Below are 16,341 nucleotides of genomic sequence, written 5' to 3' on the forward strand. Positions count from 1 at the left end.
CTCATTCGTCGTGTGCGGCTATTTTTTATCAGGACGGCTTGCGACGGTAGCGGGCGCAGTGGTAAAACGCTTATACGTTGAACGTATGATAATAAAACCTATGAAAAGAGCTGAGCGTATAGACAGGGTAGAGCTGATGCGCACGTTCGTTCGCATCGTTGAGGCAGGGTCACTCTCTGCGGCGGCTCGCCAGCTGGCAACAACCCAGGCGACGGTAAGCCGACGGTTGCAGTCGCTTGAGACCATGCTGGGTGTGCGCCTGATGCTGCGTACAACCCATACAGCCCGTCTTACCGATGACGGCGAACGCTGCTATCAGCATGCCCGACGGGTGATTGACAGCTGGCTGGCGCTGGAAGACGAGGTGGGGCAGAAAGAGGATGAGCCGGTCGGTGTCCTGCGGGTGAGGGCTCCCCACGCGTTTGGCCAGGATCAGCTTCTGAAGCCGTTAACCGAATTTTTGCAGCGCTATCCGCTGCTCTCAATCGAATGGATGCTCAACGATAGATCAGTTGATTTCCTCGGCGACAACCTGGACTGTGCTATCCGGGTAGGCGCTGAAGTCGATCCGGCGACCGTGTCCGTGCTGCTGGCTGAAGTACCGCGCTCGGTGGTGGCGTCGCCGGCGCTGCTGGCCCGTTTTCCCGCCGTTAACACGCCGGACGATCTGCAACACCTCCCCTGGATTGCCATCAGCTCTTTTTACCAACGTCATGTGGAGCTTTTTCATGAGGCATCACCAGCCACGGCGCGTGTGACCATTACGCCACGTCTGAGTACCGACAGCCTGTATGTGGCCCGCAATACGGCGCTCACCGGCCTTGGCGTGGCGGTGGTCTCCAGCTGGACGGTGCTGGATGATATTCAGGAAGGGCGGCTGGTGCACTTGCTGCCGGAGTGGCAGCCGGCGGCGTTACCGGTGCATCTGGTTTACCCCTGGTCCCGCTACTATCCGGCGCGCTTGCGGCGTTTTCTGGAAATGATGCGGCAGATCATGCCGGAGGTCACTGGAATGAGAAAGCCCGTGCAGCAGCCATAAAAAAAGCCGACCCGGAGGTCGGCTTTCAGTCTTAGGGTGTGTTATTCCACAGACTGCGGACGGGTAGCAGGCGCAGTAGCCATGTGCGTTGCACTGTGACCACCGGCAGCACCTTTACCTTCGAAGTTGAATTCCGGACGTACCCAGTCGCTATGGCGCGGCGCTTCAGGCACATACTCTGGTGCCGGGGCGCGGGTCATAGGTGCTGTAGCAACGTGCGCTGGCGCTGGTGCGGCAACTGCCTCAACCGGCGCAGGCTTCACTTCAGGCGCTTTCACTTCTTCGACAACAGGTTCAACCTGAATCTCGACGTCCTGAACCACCTCTTCGGTAACCGTTTCGACGGCAACGTCTGCGGTTTCTTCCACTGCTGGTGCAGGTTCAGCGTGTTCCACGACCTCTTCAGCCACTACGGCATCTTCTTCGGCGATAATCTGCGGGGCGGCATCAACCGGTGCAGCAATCACTTCAGGATGGGTCGTTTCCACTTCCACAGCCTGTGGTGCCGCCGTTTCTACAGCCTGAGGCTCAACAACCTGCGGCTCTGCCACGGTTGCCGCTTCAGTCACGACGTTTTCTGCCGCGGCTACCGGTGCAATCACCTCTTCGGTTACAGCCTGCTCTTCAACAGCCTGCTCAGGGCGAGCAACCGGATAGCGGATCCAGACTTTACCGGAGGCCATCTCAGGTGACGCGCACGCCACGTTCAGTGGCATTGGCGACTGAGTCGGGTAACGCTCGTCACGGTAGCGACGACGACGCTGGCCGCTCACGCGCAGGTGACGTGGAGAACGGCGTGAGCGACGCGGCATGCCTGCGTTGTCACGGTTTTCGCTGCTCTCGTCCTGCTCAACCTGATTTTCCACCACGGCTGGCAGATCAACTTTCGCAACCTGTGTACCCGTTGTGCTTTCTGGCGCTTCGACCGCGATGACTTCGCTTTCTTCCGCCTGAGCAGCACCGACACGTACTTTCTGGGTCAGCTGACGCTGCTTGCGACGCGGCATAACCTGGGTGCGCTCTTCCTGCTCAGTGTCCTGCTGTTCTACAGGCGCTTCGCGATTCAGGTTTTTGACTTCCTGCTGAGCCTGGCGCTTCTCGTCGTTACGACGACGGCTACGCTCGCGGCGAGGCTGCTGCTCGTCACGCTGTTTGCTCTTCTCGGACTCATCGCCCGCCTGCTGGCGAATTTCACGATCTTCAACGTTCTGCTGTTGCTTCTCGCGACGGTTGCGACGGTTGTCCTCGCGTTGCTCACGACCTTCATTATTCTCGGAACGATTATCACGGCGCTCATTACGATCGCCACGCTCGTTGCGGTCGTTACGATCGCGACGATTGTTCTGACGCTTACGACGGTCCTGCTGACGCTCTGGTTTCGCTTCTTTTGGCGCTTCTTTTGGCTGCTCAGGCTGAACTTCTTCGCCGGCAAACATTTTTTTCAGCGCACCGATGATGCGGCTCAGGAGACCCGGTTGCTCAGGCTGCGCTTTTGGCGCGGCAGGGGCGGCTTTCTGCACGGCAGGTTTTTCCGCTGGTTTTTCCAGCGTCGCTTCCGGCGGGGCTTCCGGCATGATGAAGGTCGCTAAAGCTGGCTGCTCTGGCAGTTTACGCTCGGCAGGTTCTTCGTCAGACGGCAGCGCCATTTCTTCTTCATGCAGCTTCGGCAGCAGGTAGCTGAGGGTGCTTGTCTCTTCGCCTTTACGGACGCGCAGCACGTGATAGTGCGGGGTTTGCATCTCATCGTTTGGCACGATGATGCAGCGAACGCCACCCTGACGCGCTTCGATTGCGCTGACCGCTGCACGTTTTTCGTTCAGCAGGTAGGAGGCAATTGGCACCGGCACAATGGCGTGAACCTCTTTGGTGTTCTCTTTCAGCGCTTCTTCTTCAATCAGGCGCAGAATGGAGAGGGAGAGAGATTCATTGTCACGCACGGTACCCGTACCGGAACAGCGCGGGCACACGTGGTGGCTGGACTCGCCCAGTGACGGGCTGAGGCGCTGACGGGACATCTCCAGCAGGCCAAAGCGAGAAATATGGCTGATCTGGATACGGGCACGATCCTGACGCACCGCTTCACGCAGGCGGTTTTCAACCGCGCGCTGGTGGCGAACCGGGGTCATGTCGATGAAGTCGATAACAATCAGACCGCCCAGGTCGCGCAGGCGTAGCTGGCGGGCGATTTCATCAGCGGCTTCAAGGTTGGTGTTGAAGGCTGTCTCTTCGATATCGCCGCCGCGGGTTGCTCGCGCGGAGTTGATGTCGATGGCGGTCAGCGCTTCGGTGGTATCGATAACGATAGAACCGCCGGACGGCAGACGCACTTCACGCTGGAAGGCGGACTCGATCTGGGATTCGATCTGATAGTGGCTGAACAGCGGGATTTCACCGGTGTACAGTTTAATTTTGCTGGTGAAATCCGGGCGACCCAGTGCGGCGATGTGCTGGCGAGCCAGCTCAAGCACTTTCGGGTTATCAATCAGAATTTCACCGATGTCCTGACGCAGGTAGTCACGAAAGGCACGCACGATGACGTTGCTTTCCTGGTGGATCAGGAACGGCGCTGGACGGCTTTCTGCCGCTTTCTTGATGGCTTCCCAGTGCTTCAGGCGGAAGCTCAAGTCCCACTGCAAGGCTTCGGCAGATTTGCCGACGCCCGCGGTGCGCACGATAAGACCCATGCCGTCTGGCAGCTCAAGACTTGCCAGCGCTTCTTTCAGCTCGGTACGGTCATCACCTTCGATACGGCGAGAGATACCCCCGGCACGCGGGTTGTTTGGCATCAATACCAGATAGCTTCCTGCCAGACTGATAAAGGTGGTCAGTGCGGCACCTTTGTTGCCACGCTCTTCTTTATCGATCTGAACGATAACTTCCTGACCTTCACGCAGAACATCTTTAATGTTCGGACGGCCATGGGAGTTGTAGTTGGCAGGAAAATATTCGCGGGCGATCTCTTTGAGAGGAAGGAAACCGTGACGCTCAGCACCGTAATCGACAAATGCAGCTTCAAGGCTTGGTTCAATGCGGGTGATTTTGCCTTTGTAAATGTTCGCTTTTTTCTGTTCGTGTCCAGGACTTTCGATATCCAGATCGTACAGGCGCTGCCCATCCACAAGGGCGACACGCAACTCTTCTTGCTGAGTTGCGTTGATTAACATTCTTTTCATCGTAACTTACTCGTTATTCTTACATTGACGACAAAGCTGCGGGCAAGGTGACGCTTTCCGGGGTATGAACCGATGGCCTCGTGTCTATTCACGTCGCCAACCTCACGGTTGTCGCTCGCTTAAGAGGCGCAGAGTGTCGGTTGCCTGTATTTCATACGGAAACACAGCGCAATTATCAGGGGAATTGCCTGGGAAAACTCTCCAGAGAACAATCCTTATACCGGGAAGTACTGCAACCCGCAGCCCGCTAACTGCCTGAAAGATCAATACGTCTTACGCCATTGCTGCGTGGATGATCGGTCAGACAAAATTGGTCATTCCGTCGAGATCCTTACAAAACCCGGATTTAACGCGGAAAACGGATTCATTATTCCACTGCTCGCCGGGTTATAGCAAGATGACTTTTACCAATTATCACCCGGTTACTCACAGTTTCTTCACTTCAACGGGGTGATTGGTTTAATAACCACCAAATCGATTGCGCGAAAGCGGAGTGTTCCGGATAAAAGTAAATATAAGCATAGAAAAATGAGTGGCGCTATTGCCTGACGCTATTTAGAATCGCCAACCATGAAAACAGAGACTCCAGCCGTAAAAATGGTTGCCATCGCCGACGATGACGCGGGACAACGTATCGATAATTTTTTGCGCACCCAGCTGAAGGGCGTGCCAAAAAGTATGATTTATCGCATCCTGCGTAAGGGCGAGGTGCGGGTGAATAAAAAACGCGTGAAGCCTGAGTATAAGCTCGAGGCGGGCGATGAAATCCGCATTCCACCGGTACGCGTTGCAGAGCGTGAAGAAGAGGTTGTTTCTCCGAAGCTGCAAAAAGTCGCGGCACTGCGCGAGGTTATCCTTTATGAGGACGACCACATTCTGGTGCTGAATAAACCGTCCGGAACGGCGGTACACGGGGGGAGCGGTCTGAGCTTCGGCGTGATCGAAGGTTTACGCGCGCTGCGCCCGGAAGCGCGTTTCCTTGAACTGGTTCACCGTCTTGACCGTGATACCTCCGGCGTGCTGCTGGTAGCGAAAAAGCGTTCTGCCCTGCGTTCCCTGCATGAACAGCTTCGCGAAAAAGGGATGCAAAAAGATTATCTGGCGCTGGTGCGCGGCCAGTGGCAGTCCCACGTGAAGGTGGTGCAGGCACCGCTGCTGAAAAACATTCTGCAAAGCGGCGAGCGCATTGTTCGTGTTAATCAGGAAGGGAAACCGTCTGAGACGCGCTTTAAAGTAGAAGAGCGCTACGAATTTGCCACGCTGGTGCGCTGTAGCCCGGTGACGGGGCGTACGCACCAGATTCGCGTGCATACCCAGTTTGCGGGCCATCCGATTGCGTTTGATGACCGCTATGGCGATCGCGAGTTTGATAAGCAGCTGGCGGGTACGGGGCTGTCGCGTCTGTTCCTGCATGCGGCAGCGCTGAAGTTTACCCATCCTAATACTGGGGAAGTTATCCGTATTGAAGCGCCGCTGGATGAGCAGTTGAAACGCTGTCTGAAGGTTCTGCGTGGCTGATTTTGTGCCGGGTGGCGCTGCGCTTACCCGGCCTACATGTATTTCTCCCTCTTCCTGTGGGAGAGGGCCGGGGTGAGGGCATCAGGCCGCAACGGTCACATCGTCAGCGGGTTACACTCTTCACGTCTTAACATCTGGCACAGCGCTATCAGCGGCAGTCCCACCAGCGTGTTGGGATCCCGACCGTCCAGCTTGTCGAACAGCGCAATCCCCAGCCCCTCACTTTTGAAACTGCCTGCGCAGTTCAGAGGACGTTCCCGGCGCACGTAATCCATAATCTCCTGCTCGCTAAGATGACGAAAGTGCACGTCGAACGGCTCGCATTCGCTTTGCAGATGACCGCTGGCCGAATTATAAAGCGCCAGGCCCGTATAAAAGGTCACAATACTGCCTCGCGCACGCAGAAGTTGCTGGCAGGCGTTTTCTTCCGTATGCGGTTTGCCGGTGATTTCGCCGTCCAGCACGCAAACCTGATCGGAGCCTATAATCAGATGAGCGGGATAGCGTTCGGCCAGCGATTGCGCTTTCTCCTTTGCGAGACGGGTCACCAGATGACGCGGTGACTCTCCCGGCTGTGGCGTCTCATCAACGTTGGGTGCGGCGCATTCAAACGGGATCCCGAGCTTTTCCAGCAGCATTCGGCGATAGGGTGAAGTGGAAGCAAGTACGAGATTTGGCATATTTTTATCACCAGATATAGCGTATCGATGCCAGCCATTTTAAACTACAGGCCGCAATGTGTGCGAATAATTGGCAAAAGGCAGCTCTGGTTGCCTTTTTCTTTGACTCTATGACGTTACAAAGTTAATATGCGCGCCCTATGCAAAAGGTAAAATTACCCCTGACTCTTGATCCGGTTCGTACGGCTCAAAAACGCCTCGATTACGAAGGAATTTATTCTTCCGATCAGGCCGAGCGTATTGCCGAGTCTGTAGTCAGTGTGGACAGTGATGTAGAATGCTCCATGTCGTTCGCTATCGATAACCAGCGTCTCGCCGTCTTAACCGGTGATGCAAAGGTAACGGTAACGCTCGAATGTCAGCGTTGCGGGAAACCGTTCGTACAGCATGTTCACACAACGTATTGTTTTAGTCCGGTTCGTTCTGACGAACAGGCTGAAGCACTCCCGGAAGCGTATGAGCCGATTGAGGTTAACGAATTCGGTGAAATCGATCTTCTGGCTCTGGTTGAAGATGAAGTCATCCTCTCCTTGCCAGTGGTTCCGGTGCATGATTCTGAACACTGTGAAGTGTCCGAGGCGGACATGGTCTTTGGGGAACTGCCTGATGAAGCGCAAAAACCAAACCCATTTGCCGTATTAGCCAGCTTAAAGCGTAAGTAATTGAGGAGTAAGGTCCATGGCCGTACAACAGAATAAACCAACCCGTTCCAAACGTGGCATGCGTCGTTCCCATGACGCGCTGACCGCAGTTACCAGCCTGTCTGTAGACAAGACTTCTGGTGAGAAACACCTGCGTCACCACATCACCGCTGACGGTTTCTACCGCGGCCGCAAGGTTATCACTAAGTAATCACGCGTCAGCGTGATTAGGCTTAGTGAGGAACTTCCCCGTGCAAACGGGGAGTTTACCGAACCAGGCTGCGACGATACCTTGACACGTCTAACCCTGGCGTTAGATGTCATGGGGGGCGATTTTGGCCCTACCGTGACAGTGCCTGCAGCATTGCAGGCACTGAATTCTAATTCGCAACTCACACTTCTATTAGTCGGTAATCCCGACACAATCACGCCATTACTTGCAAAAGCTGACTTTGAACAACGTTCGCGTCTGCAGATTATTCCTGCGCAGTCAGTTATTGCCAGTGATGCCCGGCCATCGCAGGCTATTCGTAATAGCCGTGGCAGCTCTATGCGCATGGCGCTGGAGCTGGTGAAAGAAGGGCGAGCGCAGGCTTGCGTCAGCGCGGGAAATACGGGCGCGCTGATGGGGCTGTCGAAATTATTGCTCAAGCCGATTGAGGGCATTGAGCGTCCGGCGCTTGTGACGGTGTTACCGCACCAGCAGAAGGGCAAAACGGTGGTGCTCGATCTGGGCGCTAACGTAGATTGTGATAGTACAATGCTGGCTCAGTTTGCCGTGATGGGGTCGGTGCTGGCAGAAGACGTGGTCGGGATTAACAACCCCCGCGTTGCGTTATTGAATATTGGTGAAGAAGAAACCAAAGGCCTGGACAGTATCCGCGACGCTGCGGAAATACTCAAACAGGTCCCCTCCATCAACTATATTGGTTATCTCGAAGCCAATGAGTTGCTGACGGGCAAAACGGACGTATTAGTGTGTGATGGCTTCACCGGAAACGTAACGTTGAAGACCATGGAAGGGGTCGTACGAATGTTCCTTTCCCTGCTGAAATCGCAGGGAGACGGTAAAAAAAGGTCCTGGTGGCTGATTTTATTAAAGCGTTGGTTACAAAAAAGCCTGACGCGGCGATTCAGTCACCTCAACCCCGACCAGTATAATGGCGCCTGTCTGTTAGGATTGCGCGGCATCGTGATTAAGAGTCATGGCGCCGCCAATCAGCGAGCCTTTACCGTCGCGATTGAACAGGCAGTGCAGGCGGTGCAGCGACAAGTTCCTCAGAGGATTGCCGCTCGCCTGGGATCTGTATTAGCTAAAAGTGACTGAGCGTACATGTATACGAAGATTTTAGGTACCGGCAGCTACCTGCCAAAACAAGTGCGTACCAACGCCGATCTTGAAAAAATGGTAGATACGTCTGACGAGTGGATTGTCACGCGCACAGGTATCCGTGAACGTCGTATCGCCGCGCCAGACGAAACTGTGTCCACCATGGGCTACGAAGCCGCTCAGCGCGCGCTTGAGATGGCAGGCATTGATAAAGAACAGATCGGGCTGATTGTGGTGGCGACAACGTCTGCCACGCATGCCTTCCCAAGCGCGGCGTGCCAGGTGCAGAACATGCTCGGCATTAAAGGCTGCCCGGCGTTTGACGTTGCCGCAGCGTGTGCGGGCTTCACCTATGCGCTGAGCATCGCCGATCAGTACGTGAAATCGGGCGCGGTAAAATATGCGCTGGTGATCGGCGCTGACGTGCTGGCGCGTACCTGCGATCCAACCGATCGCGGCACGATCATTATTTTTGGCGACGGTGCGGGCGCGGTACTGCTGGGGCAGTCCGACGAGCCGGGCATCATCTCCACGCATCTGCATGCTGACGGTCGCTACGGCGAACTGTTAACGCTGCCTAACGCCGATCGCGTTAACCCGGACAGCGCGATCTACCTGACGATGGCGGGTAACGAGGTGTTTAAGGTGGCCGTCACTGAACTGGCCCACATCGTTGACGAGACGCTGGAAGCAAATAATCTGGACCGCGCCGCGCTCGACTGGCTGGTGCCGCACCAGGCTAACCTGCGTATTATCAGCGCGACGGCGAAGAAGCTGGGCATGTCAATGGATAACGTTGTGGTGACGCTCGATCGCCACGGCAATACCTCTGCGGCATCGGTACCGTGCGCATTTGACGAAGCGGTACGCGATGGACGAATTAAACGGGGCCAACTGGTCTTGCTTGAAGCCTTCGGTGGTGGGTTCACCTGGGGTTCCGCGCTGGTTCGTTTCTAGGATAAGGATTAAAAAATGACGCAATTTGCTTTTGTGTTCCCGGGACAGGGCTCGCAAACCGTTGGGATGTTGTCTGAAATGGCGGCAAACTATCCGGTTATCGAAGAGACTTTCCGTGAAGCTTCTGACGCGCTGGGTTATGATCTGTGGGCGCTGACCCAGCAGGGTCCGGCCGAAGAGCTGAACAAAACCTGGCAGACCCAACCGGCACTGCTGGCTGCCTCCGTTGCGCTGTGGCGCGTATGGCAGCAGCAGGGCGGCAAAGCGCCAGCGTTGATGGCGGGCCACAGCCTCGGCGAATATTCTGCGCTGGTCTGTGCGGGCGTTATTGCCTTTGCTGATGCGGTTCGTCTGGTTGAATTGCGTGGTAAATTCATGCAGGAAGCGGTGCCAGAAGGCACGGGCGGCATGTCTGCCATCATCGGTCTCGATGATGCTTCTATTGCGAAAGCGTGTGAAGAATCTGCTGAAGGTCAGGTGGTTTCTCCGGTAAACTTCAACTCGCCGGGCCAGGTGGTTATTGCCGGTCATAAAGAAGCGGTTGAACGTGCCGGTGCCGCCTGTAAAGCAGCGGGCGCGAAGCGCGCGCTGCCGCTGCCGGTGAGCGTGCCGTCTCACTGTGCTCTGATGAAGCCTGCCGCCGATAAGCTGGCGGTTGAGCTGGAAAAAATGACCTTTAACGCACCGACGATTTCCGTTGTGAATAACGTCGATGTGAAATGCGAAACCGCACCCGACGCTATCCGTAACGCGCTGGTTCGCCAGCTTTACAGCCCGGTGCAGTGGACCAAAACCGTTGAGTTTATGGCGTCTCAGGGCGTTGAGCATCTGTACGAAGTCGGCCCTGGTAAAGTTCTCACCGGCCTGACGAAGCGTATTGTTGACACCCTGACGGCCTCGGCGATTAACGAGCCGGAAGCAATGAAAGCGGCACTCTCGCAATAAAAGAGGAATACCATGAGTTTTGAAGGAAAAATTGCCCTGGTGACCGGCGCAAGCCGCGGTATCGGGCGTGCTATTGCTGAAACACTGGTTGCGCGCGGCGCGAAAGTGATCGGGACTGCGACCAGCGAGAAGGGCGCAGAGGCCATCAGCGAGTATCTGGGTGCGAACGGTAAAGGTCTGGTACTGAATGTGACTGAGCCAGCATCTATCGAATCTGTTCTGGAAAATATTCGCGCAGAGTTTGGCGAAGTGGATATTCTGGTCAATAATGCCGGGATCACTCGCGACAACCTGCTGATGCGAATGAAAGATGATGAGTGGAACGATATTATCGAAACCAACCTGTCATCTGTATTCCGTCTGTCAAAAGCGGTAATGCGCGCTATGATGAAAAAGCGTCATGGTCGTATTATCACTGTGGGTTCTGTGGTTGGTACCATGGGAAATGCTGGTCAGGCCAACTACGCTGCGGCGAAAGCAGGTCTGATCGGTTTCAGTAAGTCGCTGGCGCGTGAAGTCGCGTCCCGCGGAATTACTGTAAACGTTGTTGCTCCGGGCTTTATTGAAACGGACATGACGCGTGCGCTGACGGATGATCAGCGTGCGGGTACGCTGGCGGCAGTTCCGGCGGGTCGTCTTGGCGACCCTAAAGAAATCGCCAGCGCGGTTGCATTTTTAGCCTCTGACGAAGCGGGTTACATCACTGGTGAAACCCTCCACGTCAACGGCGGGATGTACATGGTTTAATCACGATCGAAAATATTTGCGTTATTTGGGCAAATGGCCTCAAAATAACGTAAAATCGTGGTAAGACCTGCCGGGATTTAGTTGCAAATTTTTCAACATTTTATACACTACGAAAACCATCGCGAAAGCGAGTTTTGATAGGAAATTTAAGAGTATGAGCACTATCGAAGAACGCGTTAAGAAAATTATCGGCGAACAGCTGGGCGTTAAGCAGGAAGAAGTTGTGAACTCCGCTTCCTTTGTTGAAGACCTGGGCGCAGATTCTCTTGACACCGTTGAGCTGGTAATGGCTCTGGAAGAAGAGTTTGATACTGAGATTCCGGACGAAGAAGCTGAGAAAATCACCACCGTTCAGGCTGCCATTGATTACATCAACGGTCACCAGGCGTAAGTGAACATCTCCAGGCGGTCATTCGACCGCCTGAGTTTTATCTTTTGTAGTCCCACGAATCTCTTTTTTTATCCCTCCCTGGAGGACAAACGTGTCTAAGCGTCGTGTAGTTGTGACCGGACTTGGCATGTTGTCTCCTGTCGGCAATACCGTAGAGTCCACCTGGAAAGCTCTCCTTGCCGGTCAGAGCGGCATCAGCCTAATCGACCATTTCGATACTAGCGCCTATGCAACGAAATTTGCTGGCTTAGTAAAGGATTTTAACTGTGAAGAGATCATCTCGCGCAAAGAACAGCGCAAGATGGATGCCTTCATTCAATATGGAATTGTCGCTGGCGTTCAGGCCATGCAGGATTCTGGCCTTGAGATTACGGAAGAGAACGCTACCCGTATCGGCGCTGCTATCGGCTCCGGGATTGGCGGTCTTGGCCTGATTGAGGAAAACCATACGTCTCTGATGAATGGCGGCCCGCGTAAAATCAGCCCGTTCTTCGTTCCGTCTACGATTGTAAACATGGTGGCAGGTCACCTGACCATTATGTTCGGCCTGCGTGGTCCAAGCATCTCAATCGCGACAGCCTGTACGTCTGGCGTGCATAACATCGGCCAGGCCGCGCGTATTATCGCGTACGGCGATGCAGATGCTATGGTTGCGGGCGGTGCTGAAAAAGCCAGTACCCCGCTGGGTGTAGGTGGCTTCGGTGCAGCGCGTGCGCTCTCAACCCGTAACGATAACCCGCAGGCGGCAAGCCGTCCGTGGGATAAAGACCGTGACGGTTTCGTGCTGGGTGACGGTGCGGGCATGATCGTACTGGAAGAGTACGAACACGCGAAAAAACGTGGCGCGAAAATTTATGCTGAAATCGTTGGCTTTGGTATGAGCAGCGATGCGTATCACATGACGTCACCACCAGAAAATGGTGCGGGCGCCGCGCTGGCTATGGCTAACGCGATTCGTGATGCGGGCATTACTCCGGCACAGATTGGCTACGTTAACGCACACGGGACGTCTACTCCTGCGGGCGATAAAGCAGAAGCGCAGGCTGTTAAGTCTATCTTCGGCGAATCTGCCAGCCGTGTACTGGTGAGCTCCACGAAATCCATGACCGGTCACCTGCTGGGTGCGGCGGGCGCGGTAGAGTCAATCTACTCTATCCTGGCGCTGCGCGATCAGGCTGTACCGCCAACCATCAACCTGGATAACCCGGATGAAGGTTGCGATCTGGACTTCGTTCCTCACGAGGCGCGCCAGGTGAGCGGTATGGAGTACACCCTGTGTAACTCCTTCGGTTTCGGTGGAACTAACGGTTCTCTGATCTTCAAAAAGGTCTGAGTCTGATTAGTCACTGACGTTAAAAAAGGTCCGCTTGCCGGGCCTTTTTTATTAGGTGAAATCCACTTGTCCGGCTATCAACATCCTGCCAGACTGTGCCTCCACGCATAAGGAGCCACCATGTTTTTAATCAATGGCCTTGAGCAAGAAACGCTGCCGGCAAGCGACAGGGCGACCCAGTTTGGCGATGGCTGTTTCACAACCGCGCGTATTCTCAACGGTGGAGTGTGCCTGCTCGAAGCCCATATCCTTCGTTTACAAAAAGCCTGCGAAACGTTACTGATCCCCTTCTCAGCGTGGGGCATTCTCGAAAGCGAGATGCGTCGGCTGGCATCAGCGAAAACAAGCGGCGTTTTGAAGGTGATCATCAGCCGCGGCAGCGGCGGGCGAGGGTACAGCGGCTCTGCCTGCCTGCATCCTACGCGGATCCTTTCCGTTTCAGATTATCCTTCCCACTACGCGCACTGGCGTGAAGAGGGCGTAGCGCTGGCGCTGAGCCCGGTACGCCTGGGGCGAAACCCAATGCTTGCCGGAATAAAACATCTTAACCGCCTTGAACAGGTGCTTATTCGTACTCATCTTGAGCAGACGAAGGCCGGGGAGGCGCTGGTTCTTGACAGCGAAGGGTACATTACGGAATGCTGTGCGGCTAATTTACTCTGGCGGAAGGGCAGTGACGTATTCACGCCTTCGCTGGAGCAGGCCGGCGTCAACGGCATAATGCGACAGTTTTGTTTGCAACAGCTGGCACGCGCTGACGTTCGCGTTGTCGAAGTTAACGCTAAGGAAGAGGCGCTGCTGGCCGCGGATGAAGTTGTTATCTGCAATGCGCTAATGCCCGTTGTCCCCGTTCGCGCTTATGGCCACACGTGCTGGTCATCCCGCGAGCTGTTCCAGTTTCTGGCCCCGTTATGTGAGCAAACCAGGTAGTCATGAAGAAAATGTTACGCTTTGTCCTCCTTCTTATCGTTGCGTTCGGTATTGCCGGCGGAGCGGGAGTGTGGAAAGTCCGTCAGCTGGCGGACAGCAAGATCCTGATTAAAGACGAAACGATTTTTACGCTGAAAGCGGGTACCGGGCGGCAGGCGCTTGGTCAGCAGCTGTATGGCGACAAAATCATCAACCGCCCACGTGTCTTCCAGTGGCTGCTGCGTATTGAGCCTGAACTGTCCCACTTTAAGGCCGGGACCTATCGCTTTACCCCTGGCATGACCGTGCGCGAGATGCTGCAACTGCTGGAAAGTGGTAAAGAAGCCCAGTTCCCGCTGCGTTTTGTTGAGGGTATGCGTCTGAGTGATTACCTCAGGCAGCTGCGCGACGCGCCGTATATCAAGCATACGCTCAAGGACGATCGCTACCAGACGGTTGCGGAAGCCTTAAAATTCGACCATCCCGAGTGGATCGAAGGCTGGTTCTGGCCCGACACCTGGATGTACACGGCAGGCACGACGGACGTGGCAATCCTGAAGCGCGCGCACAATAAAATGGTCGCGGCGGTAGAGTCTGCCTGGAAAGGGCGAGCTGAAGGCCTGCCGTATAAAGATCAAAACCAGTTCATGACGATGGCCTCTATCATCGAGAAAGAGACGGCCGTCGCTGCCGAACGCGATCAGGTTGCCTCGGTGTTTATTAACCGTCTGCGCATCGGCATGCGTTTGCAAACCGATCCTACCGTTATCTACGGCATGGGCGAAAACTACAGCGGCAAGATTTCCAGAAAAGATCTGGAGACGCCAACGGCGTATAATACCTACGTCATTAGCGGCTTGCCGCCTGGACCGATCGCAACACCAGGTGAAGCCTCGTTGAAGGCTGCCGCGCACCCGGCCAGGACACCGTATCTCTATTTTGTGGCTGATGGAAAAGGGGGGCATTCCTTTAACACCAACCTGGCCAGCCATAATCGCTCTGTTCAGGACTATCTGAAGGCACTTAAGGAAAAAAATGCGCAGTAAATACATTGTCATTGAGGGACTCGAAGGGGCGGGAAAAACCACCGCCCGTAACGTGGTGGTTGATACGCTGACATCGCTTGGCGTCGCCGACATGGTCTTCACCCGCGAGCCGGGCGGTACGCAGCTGGCGGAAAAACTGCGCAGTCTGGTTCTGGATATCAAATCCGTCGGCGATGAAGTTATTACCGACAAAGCGGAAGTGCTGATGTTCTATGCAGCGCGCGTTCAGCTGGTGGAGACGGTGATCAAGCCCGCGCTGGCAGAAGGGAAATGGGTAATTGGCGATCGCCACGATCTCTCAACCCAGGCGTATCAGGGCGGTGGCCGAGGTATCGATCAGGCCATGCTGGCTACGCTTCGCGACGCGGTTCTGGGCGATTTCCGTCCTGACCTGACGCTGTATCTCGACGTGACCCCTGAGGTGGGCCTGAAGCGCGCCCGGGCGCGCGGCGAGCTGGACCGAATTGAACAGGAGTCTTTTGACTTCTTTAACCGCACCCGCGCGCGTTATCTGGAACTGGCCGGACAGGACAGTACCATTCGTACCATCGACGCGACGCAATCCCTGGAAGACGTGACGCGTGATATTCAGCAGACCGTTACGCAGTGGGTACAGGAGCAGCAGGCATGAAATGGTATCCATGGTTGCGCCCGCACTTTGAACAGCTGATCAACAGCTATCAGGTTGGTCGGGGGCATCATGCGTTACTGATCCAGACCCTGCCGGGCATGGGCGATGATGCGTTGATCTACGCCATCACGCGCTTTCTGATGTGCCAACAGCCGGAAGGGCATAAAAGCTGCGGCAAATGCCGGGGCTGCCAGCTCATGCAGGCGGGCACGCATCCTGACTATTACACCCTCGAACCCGAGAAGGGCAAGAATACGCTCGGCATCGACGCGGTGCGTGAGGTCAGTGAGAAACTGTACGAATATGCGCGTCTGGGAGGAGCGAAAGTGGTGTGGCTGAAGGACGCCGCGCTGCTCACGGAAGCCGCTGCCAACGCGCTGTTAAAAACGCTGGAAGAGCCGCCAGAGAATACCTGGTTTTTCCTCTCCTGCCGCGAGCCGGGCCGACTGCTGGCGACGCTGCGTAGCCGCTGCCGTCTTCACCACCTTGCAGCCCCCCAGGAGTCGTGGGCGCTCGCCTGGCTGGAGCGTGAAGTGACGGTGTCACAGGATGCGGCGCTCTCGGCGTTGCGCCTGTGCAGCGGTGCGCCTGCGGCTGCGCTGGCCTTATTGCAGCCGGAGGTGTGGTCCCAGCGTGAAACGCTTTGTCGTGCGGTTGAATCAGCCCTCGATAACCATGACTGGCTGAGCGTCCTGCCAGCGCTGAACAGCGATCAGGCTCCGGAACGGCTCCACTGGCTGGCCGCACTGCTGCTGGATGCGCTCAAAATCCAGCAAGGGGCGACGCTTCTGACTAACCCTGACGTATGGACGCTGGTCACCACGCTGGCGAATCGCCTGTCCGGGTCGTCGCTGCACGCTATCCTTCATGATATCTGCCAGAGTCGTGAACAACTTTTGACGGTAACCGGTCTTAATCGCGAGCTTTTACTGACCGACCAGTTACTGCGTATCGAACACTACCTGCAACCGGATGTTATACCGCCGGTTTCCCACCTCTGA

The 16,341-nt window shown here is 55.6% G+C and carries 16 protein-coding genes; 14 read left to right on the top strand and 2 right to left on the bottom strand.

All coding sequences use genetic code 11. The annotated features are described in order from the left end of the window. Positions 1–100: 100 nt before the first annotated feature. Positions 101–1,039 (top strand): LysR family transcriptional regulator, encoded by a 939-nt coding sequence (locus tag DBR02_RS18965; RefSeq protein ID WP_162301184.1) that lies wholly within the window; start codon positions 101–103, stop codon positions 1,037–1,039. A gap of 41 nt (positions 1,040–1,080) precedes the next feature. On the opposite strand, the gene rne is transcribed toward DBR02_RS18965, so the two are convergent. Beyond that, positions 1,081–4,212 (bottom strand): ribonuclease E, encoded by a 3,132-nt coding sequence (rne, locus tag DBR02_RS18970; RefSeq protein WP_107535118.1) that lies wholly within the window; start codon positions 4,210–4,212, stop codon positions 1,081–1,083. Between the two features lie 570 nt (positions 4,213–4,782). Between rne and rluC the strand changes: the two genes are divergently transcribed. After that, positions 4,783–5,730 carry a 23S rRNA pseudouridine(955/2504/2580) synthase RluC gene (rluC, locus tag DBR02_RS18980; protein WP_107535119.1) on the top strand — a complete coding sequence of 316 codons (948 nt, stop codon included), beginning with the start codon at positions 4,783–4,785 and terminating at the stop codon, positions 5,728–5,730. 95 nt (positions 5,731–5,825) lie between these two features. Here rluC and DBR02_RS18985 read toward each other — a convergent pair whose 3' ends face one another. Next, positions 5,826–6,410, bottom strand: coding sequence for a Maf family protein (locus DBR02_RS18985; RefSeq protein ID WP_107535120.1), 585 nt, complete (start codon positions 6,408–6,410; stop codon positions 5,826–5,828). 140 nt (positions 6,411–6,550) lie between these two features. On the opposite strand from DBR02_RS18985, the gene yceD reads away from it, so the two are divergent. The 12 genes from yceD (at position 6,551) to holB (ending at position 16,341) form a co-directional block, all read left to right on the top strand. Further along, positions 6,551–7,072 (top strand): 23S rRNA accumulation protein YceD, encoded by a 522-nt coding sequence (yceD, locus tag DBR02_RS18990; protein WP_003857966.1) that lies wholly within the window; start codon positions 6,551–6,553, stop codon positions 7,070–7,072. A 16-nt stretch (positions 7,073–7,088) separates the two neighbouring features. Beyond that, positions 7,089–7,262: a 50S ribosomal protein L32 gene (gene rpmF, locus DBR02_RS18995; protein ID WP_003857964.1), complete on the top strand. Its 174-nt coding sequence runs from the start codon at positions 7,089–7,091 to the stop codon at positions 7,260–7,262. A gap of 81 nt (positions 7,263–7,343) precedes the next feature. Next, positions 7,344–8,378: a phosphate acyltransferase PlsX gene (plsX, locus tag DBR02_RS19000; RefSeq protein ID WP_203464446.1), complete on the top strand. Its 1,035-nt coding sequence runs from the start codon at positions 7,344–7,346 to the stop codon at positions 8,376–8,378. Positions 8,379–8,384: 6 nt separating this feature from the next. Next, complete coding sequence (locus DBR02_RS19005) at positions 8,385–9,338, top strand: beta-ketoacyl-ACP synthase III (RefSeq protein WP_063866364.1); 954 nt, start codon at positions 8,385–8,387, stop codon at positions 9,336–9,338. A gap of 15 nt (positions 9,339–9,353) precedes the next feature. Then, positions 9,354–10,283 (top strand): ACP S-malonyltransferase, encoded by a 930-nt coding sequence (fabD, locus tag DBR02_RS19010; RefSeq protein ID WP_023335277.1) that lies wholly within the window; start codon positions 9,354–9,356, stop codon positions 10,281–10,283. Between the two features lie 12 nt (positions 10,284–10,295). Then, entirely contained in the window at positions 10,296–11,030 is a 735-nt protein-coding gene (gene fabG / locus DBR02_RS19015; RefSeq protein ID WP_023335278.1) for a 3-oxoacyl-ACP reductase FabG, read from the top strand. Positions 11,031–11,184: 154 nt separating this feature from the next. After that, on the top strand, positions 11,185–11,421 hold the full coding sequence (acpP, locus tag DBR02_RS19020) for an acyl carrier protein (RefSeq protein WP_003857954.1): 237 nt from the start codon (positions 11,185–11,187) through the stop codon (positions 11,419–11,421). A gap of 91 nt (positions 11,422–11,512) precedes the next feature. Further along, positions 11,513–12,754, top strand: a complete 1,242-nt coding sequence (fabF, locus tag DBR02_RS19025) for a beta-ketoacyl-ACP synthase II (protein WP_063866366.1) — start codon at positions 11,513–11,515, stop codon at positions 12,752–12,754. Positions 12,755–12,874: 120 nt separating this feature from the next. Continuing rightward, positions 12,875–13,684, top strand: coding sequence for an aminodeoxychorismate lyase (gene pabC / locus DBR02_RS19030; RefSeq protein ID WP_107535121.1), 810 nt, complete (start codon positions 12,875–12,877; stop codon positions 13,682–13,684). 2 nt (positions 13,685–13,686) lie between these two features. Next, the gene (yceG, locus tag DBR02_RS19035) at positions 13,687–14,709 is read left to right on the top strand and encodes a cell division protein YceG (RefSeq protein ID WP_107535122.1); all 1,023 of its coding nucleotides are present in this window, start codon (positions 13,687–13,689) and stop codon (positions 14,707–14,709) included. Beyond that, positions 14,699–15,340, top strand: coding sequence for a dTMP kinase (gene tmk / locus DBR02_RS19040; protein ID WP_063866369.1), 642 nt, complete (start codon positions 14,699–14,701; stop codon positions 15,338–15,340). The genes yceG and tmk overlap by 11 nt, the downstream gene beginning before the upstream one ends. Next, on the top strand, positions 15,337–16,341 hold the full coding sequence (gene holB / locus DBR02_RS19045) for a DNA polymerase III subunit delta' (protein ID WP_107535123.1): 1,005 nt from the start codon (positions 15,337–15,339) through the stop codon (positions 16,339–16,341). The genes tmk and holB overlap by 4 nt, the downstream gene beginning before the upstream one ends.

Origin of the sequence: Enterobacter cloacae complex sp. (genome assembly GCF_900322725.1) — a bacterium.
In the GTDB taxonomy this organism is placed as follows: Bacteria; Pseudomonadota; Gammaproteobacteria; order Enterobacterales; family Enterobacteriaceae; genus Enterobacter; species Enterobacter quasihormaechei.

What these genes read in the sequence shown, in the direction of transcription:
- rpmF (WP_003857964.1), top strand. Translation starts at nt 7,089, where the DNA reads ATGGCCGTACAACAGAATAAACCAACCCGTTCCAAACGTGGCATGCGT.
- DBR02_RS18985 (WP_107535120.1), bottom strand. Translation starts at nt 6,410, where the DNA reads ATGCCAAATCTCGTACTTGCTTCCACTTCACCCTATCGCCGAATGCTG.
- rluC (WP_107535119.1), top strand. Translation starts at nt 4,783, where the DNA reads ATGAAAACAGAGACTCCAGCCGTAAAAATGGTTGCCATCGCCGACGAT.
- rne (WP_107535118.1), bottom strand. Translation starts at nt 4,212, where the DNA reads ATGAAAAGAATGTTAATCAACGCAACTCAGCAAGAAGAGTTGCGTGTC.
- DBR02_RS19005 (WP_063866364.1), top strand. Translation starts at nt 8,385, where the DNA reads ATGTATACGAAGATTTTAGGTACCGGCAGCTACCTGCCAAAACAAGTG.
- fabD (WP_023335277.1), top strand. Translation starts at nt 9,354, where the DNA reads ATGACGCAATTTGCTTTTGTGTTCCCGGGACAGGGCTCGCAAACCGTT.
- holB (WP_107535123.1), top strand. Translation starts at nt 15,337, where the DNA reads ATGAAATGGTATCCATGGTTGCGCCCGCACTTTGAACAGCTGATCAAC.
- tmk (WP_063866369.1), top strand. Translation starts at nt 14,699, where the DNA reads ATGCGCAGTAAATACATTGTCATTGAGGGACTCGAAGGGGCGGGAAAA.
- pabC (WP_107535121.1), top strand. Translation starts at nt 12,875, where the DNA reads ATGTTTTTAATCAATGGCCTTGAGCAAGAAACGCTGCCGGCAAGCGAC.
- DBR02_RS18965 (WP_162301184.1), top strand. Translation starts at nt 101, where the DNA reads ATGAAAAGAGCTGAGCGTATAGACAGGGTAGAGCTGATGCGCACGTTC.
- acpP (WP_003857954.1), top strand. Translation starts at nt 11,185, where the DNA reads ATGAGCACTATCGAAGAACGCGTTAAGAAAATTATCGGCGAACAGCTG.
- yceG (WP_107535122.1), top strand. Translation starts at nt 13,687, where the DNA reads ATGAAGAAAATGTTACGCTTTGTCCTCCTTCTTATCGTTGCGTTCGGT.
- yceD (WP_003857966.1), top strand. Translation starts at nt 6,551, where the DNA reads ATGCAAAAGGTAAAATTACCCCTGACTCTTGATCCGGTTCGTACGGCT.
- fabG (WP_023335278.1), top strand. Translation starts at nt 10,296, where the DNA reads ATGAGTTTTGAAGGAAAAATTGCCCTGGTGACCGGCGCAAGCCGCGGT.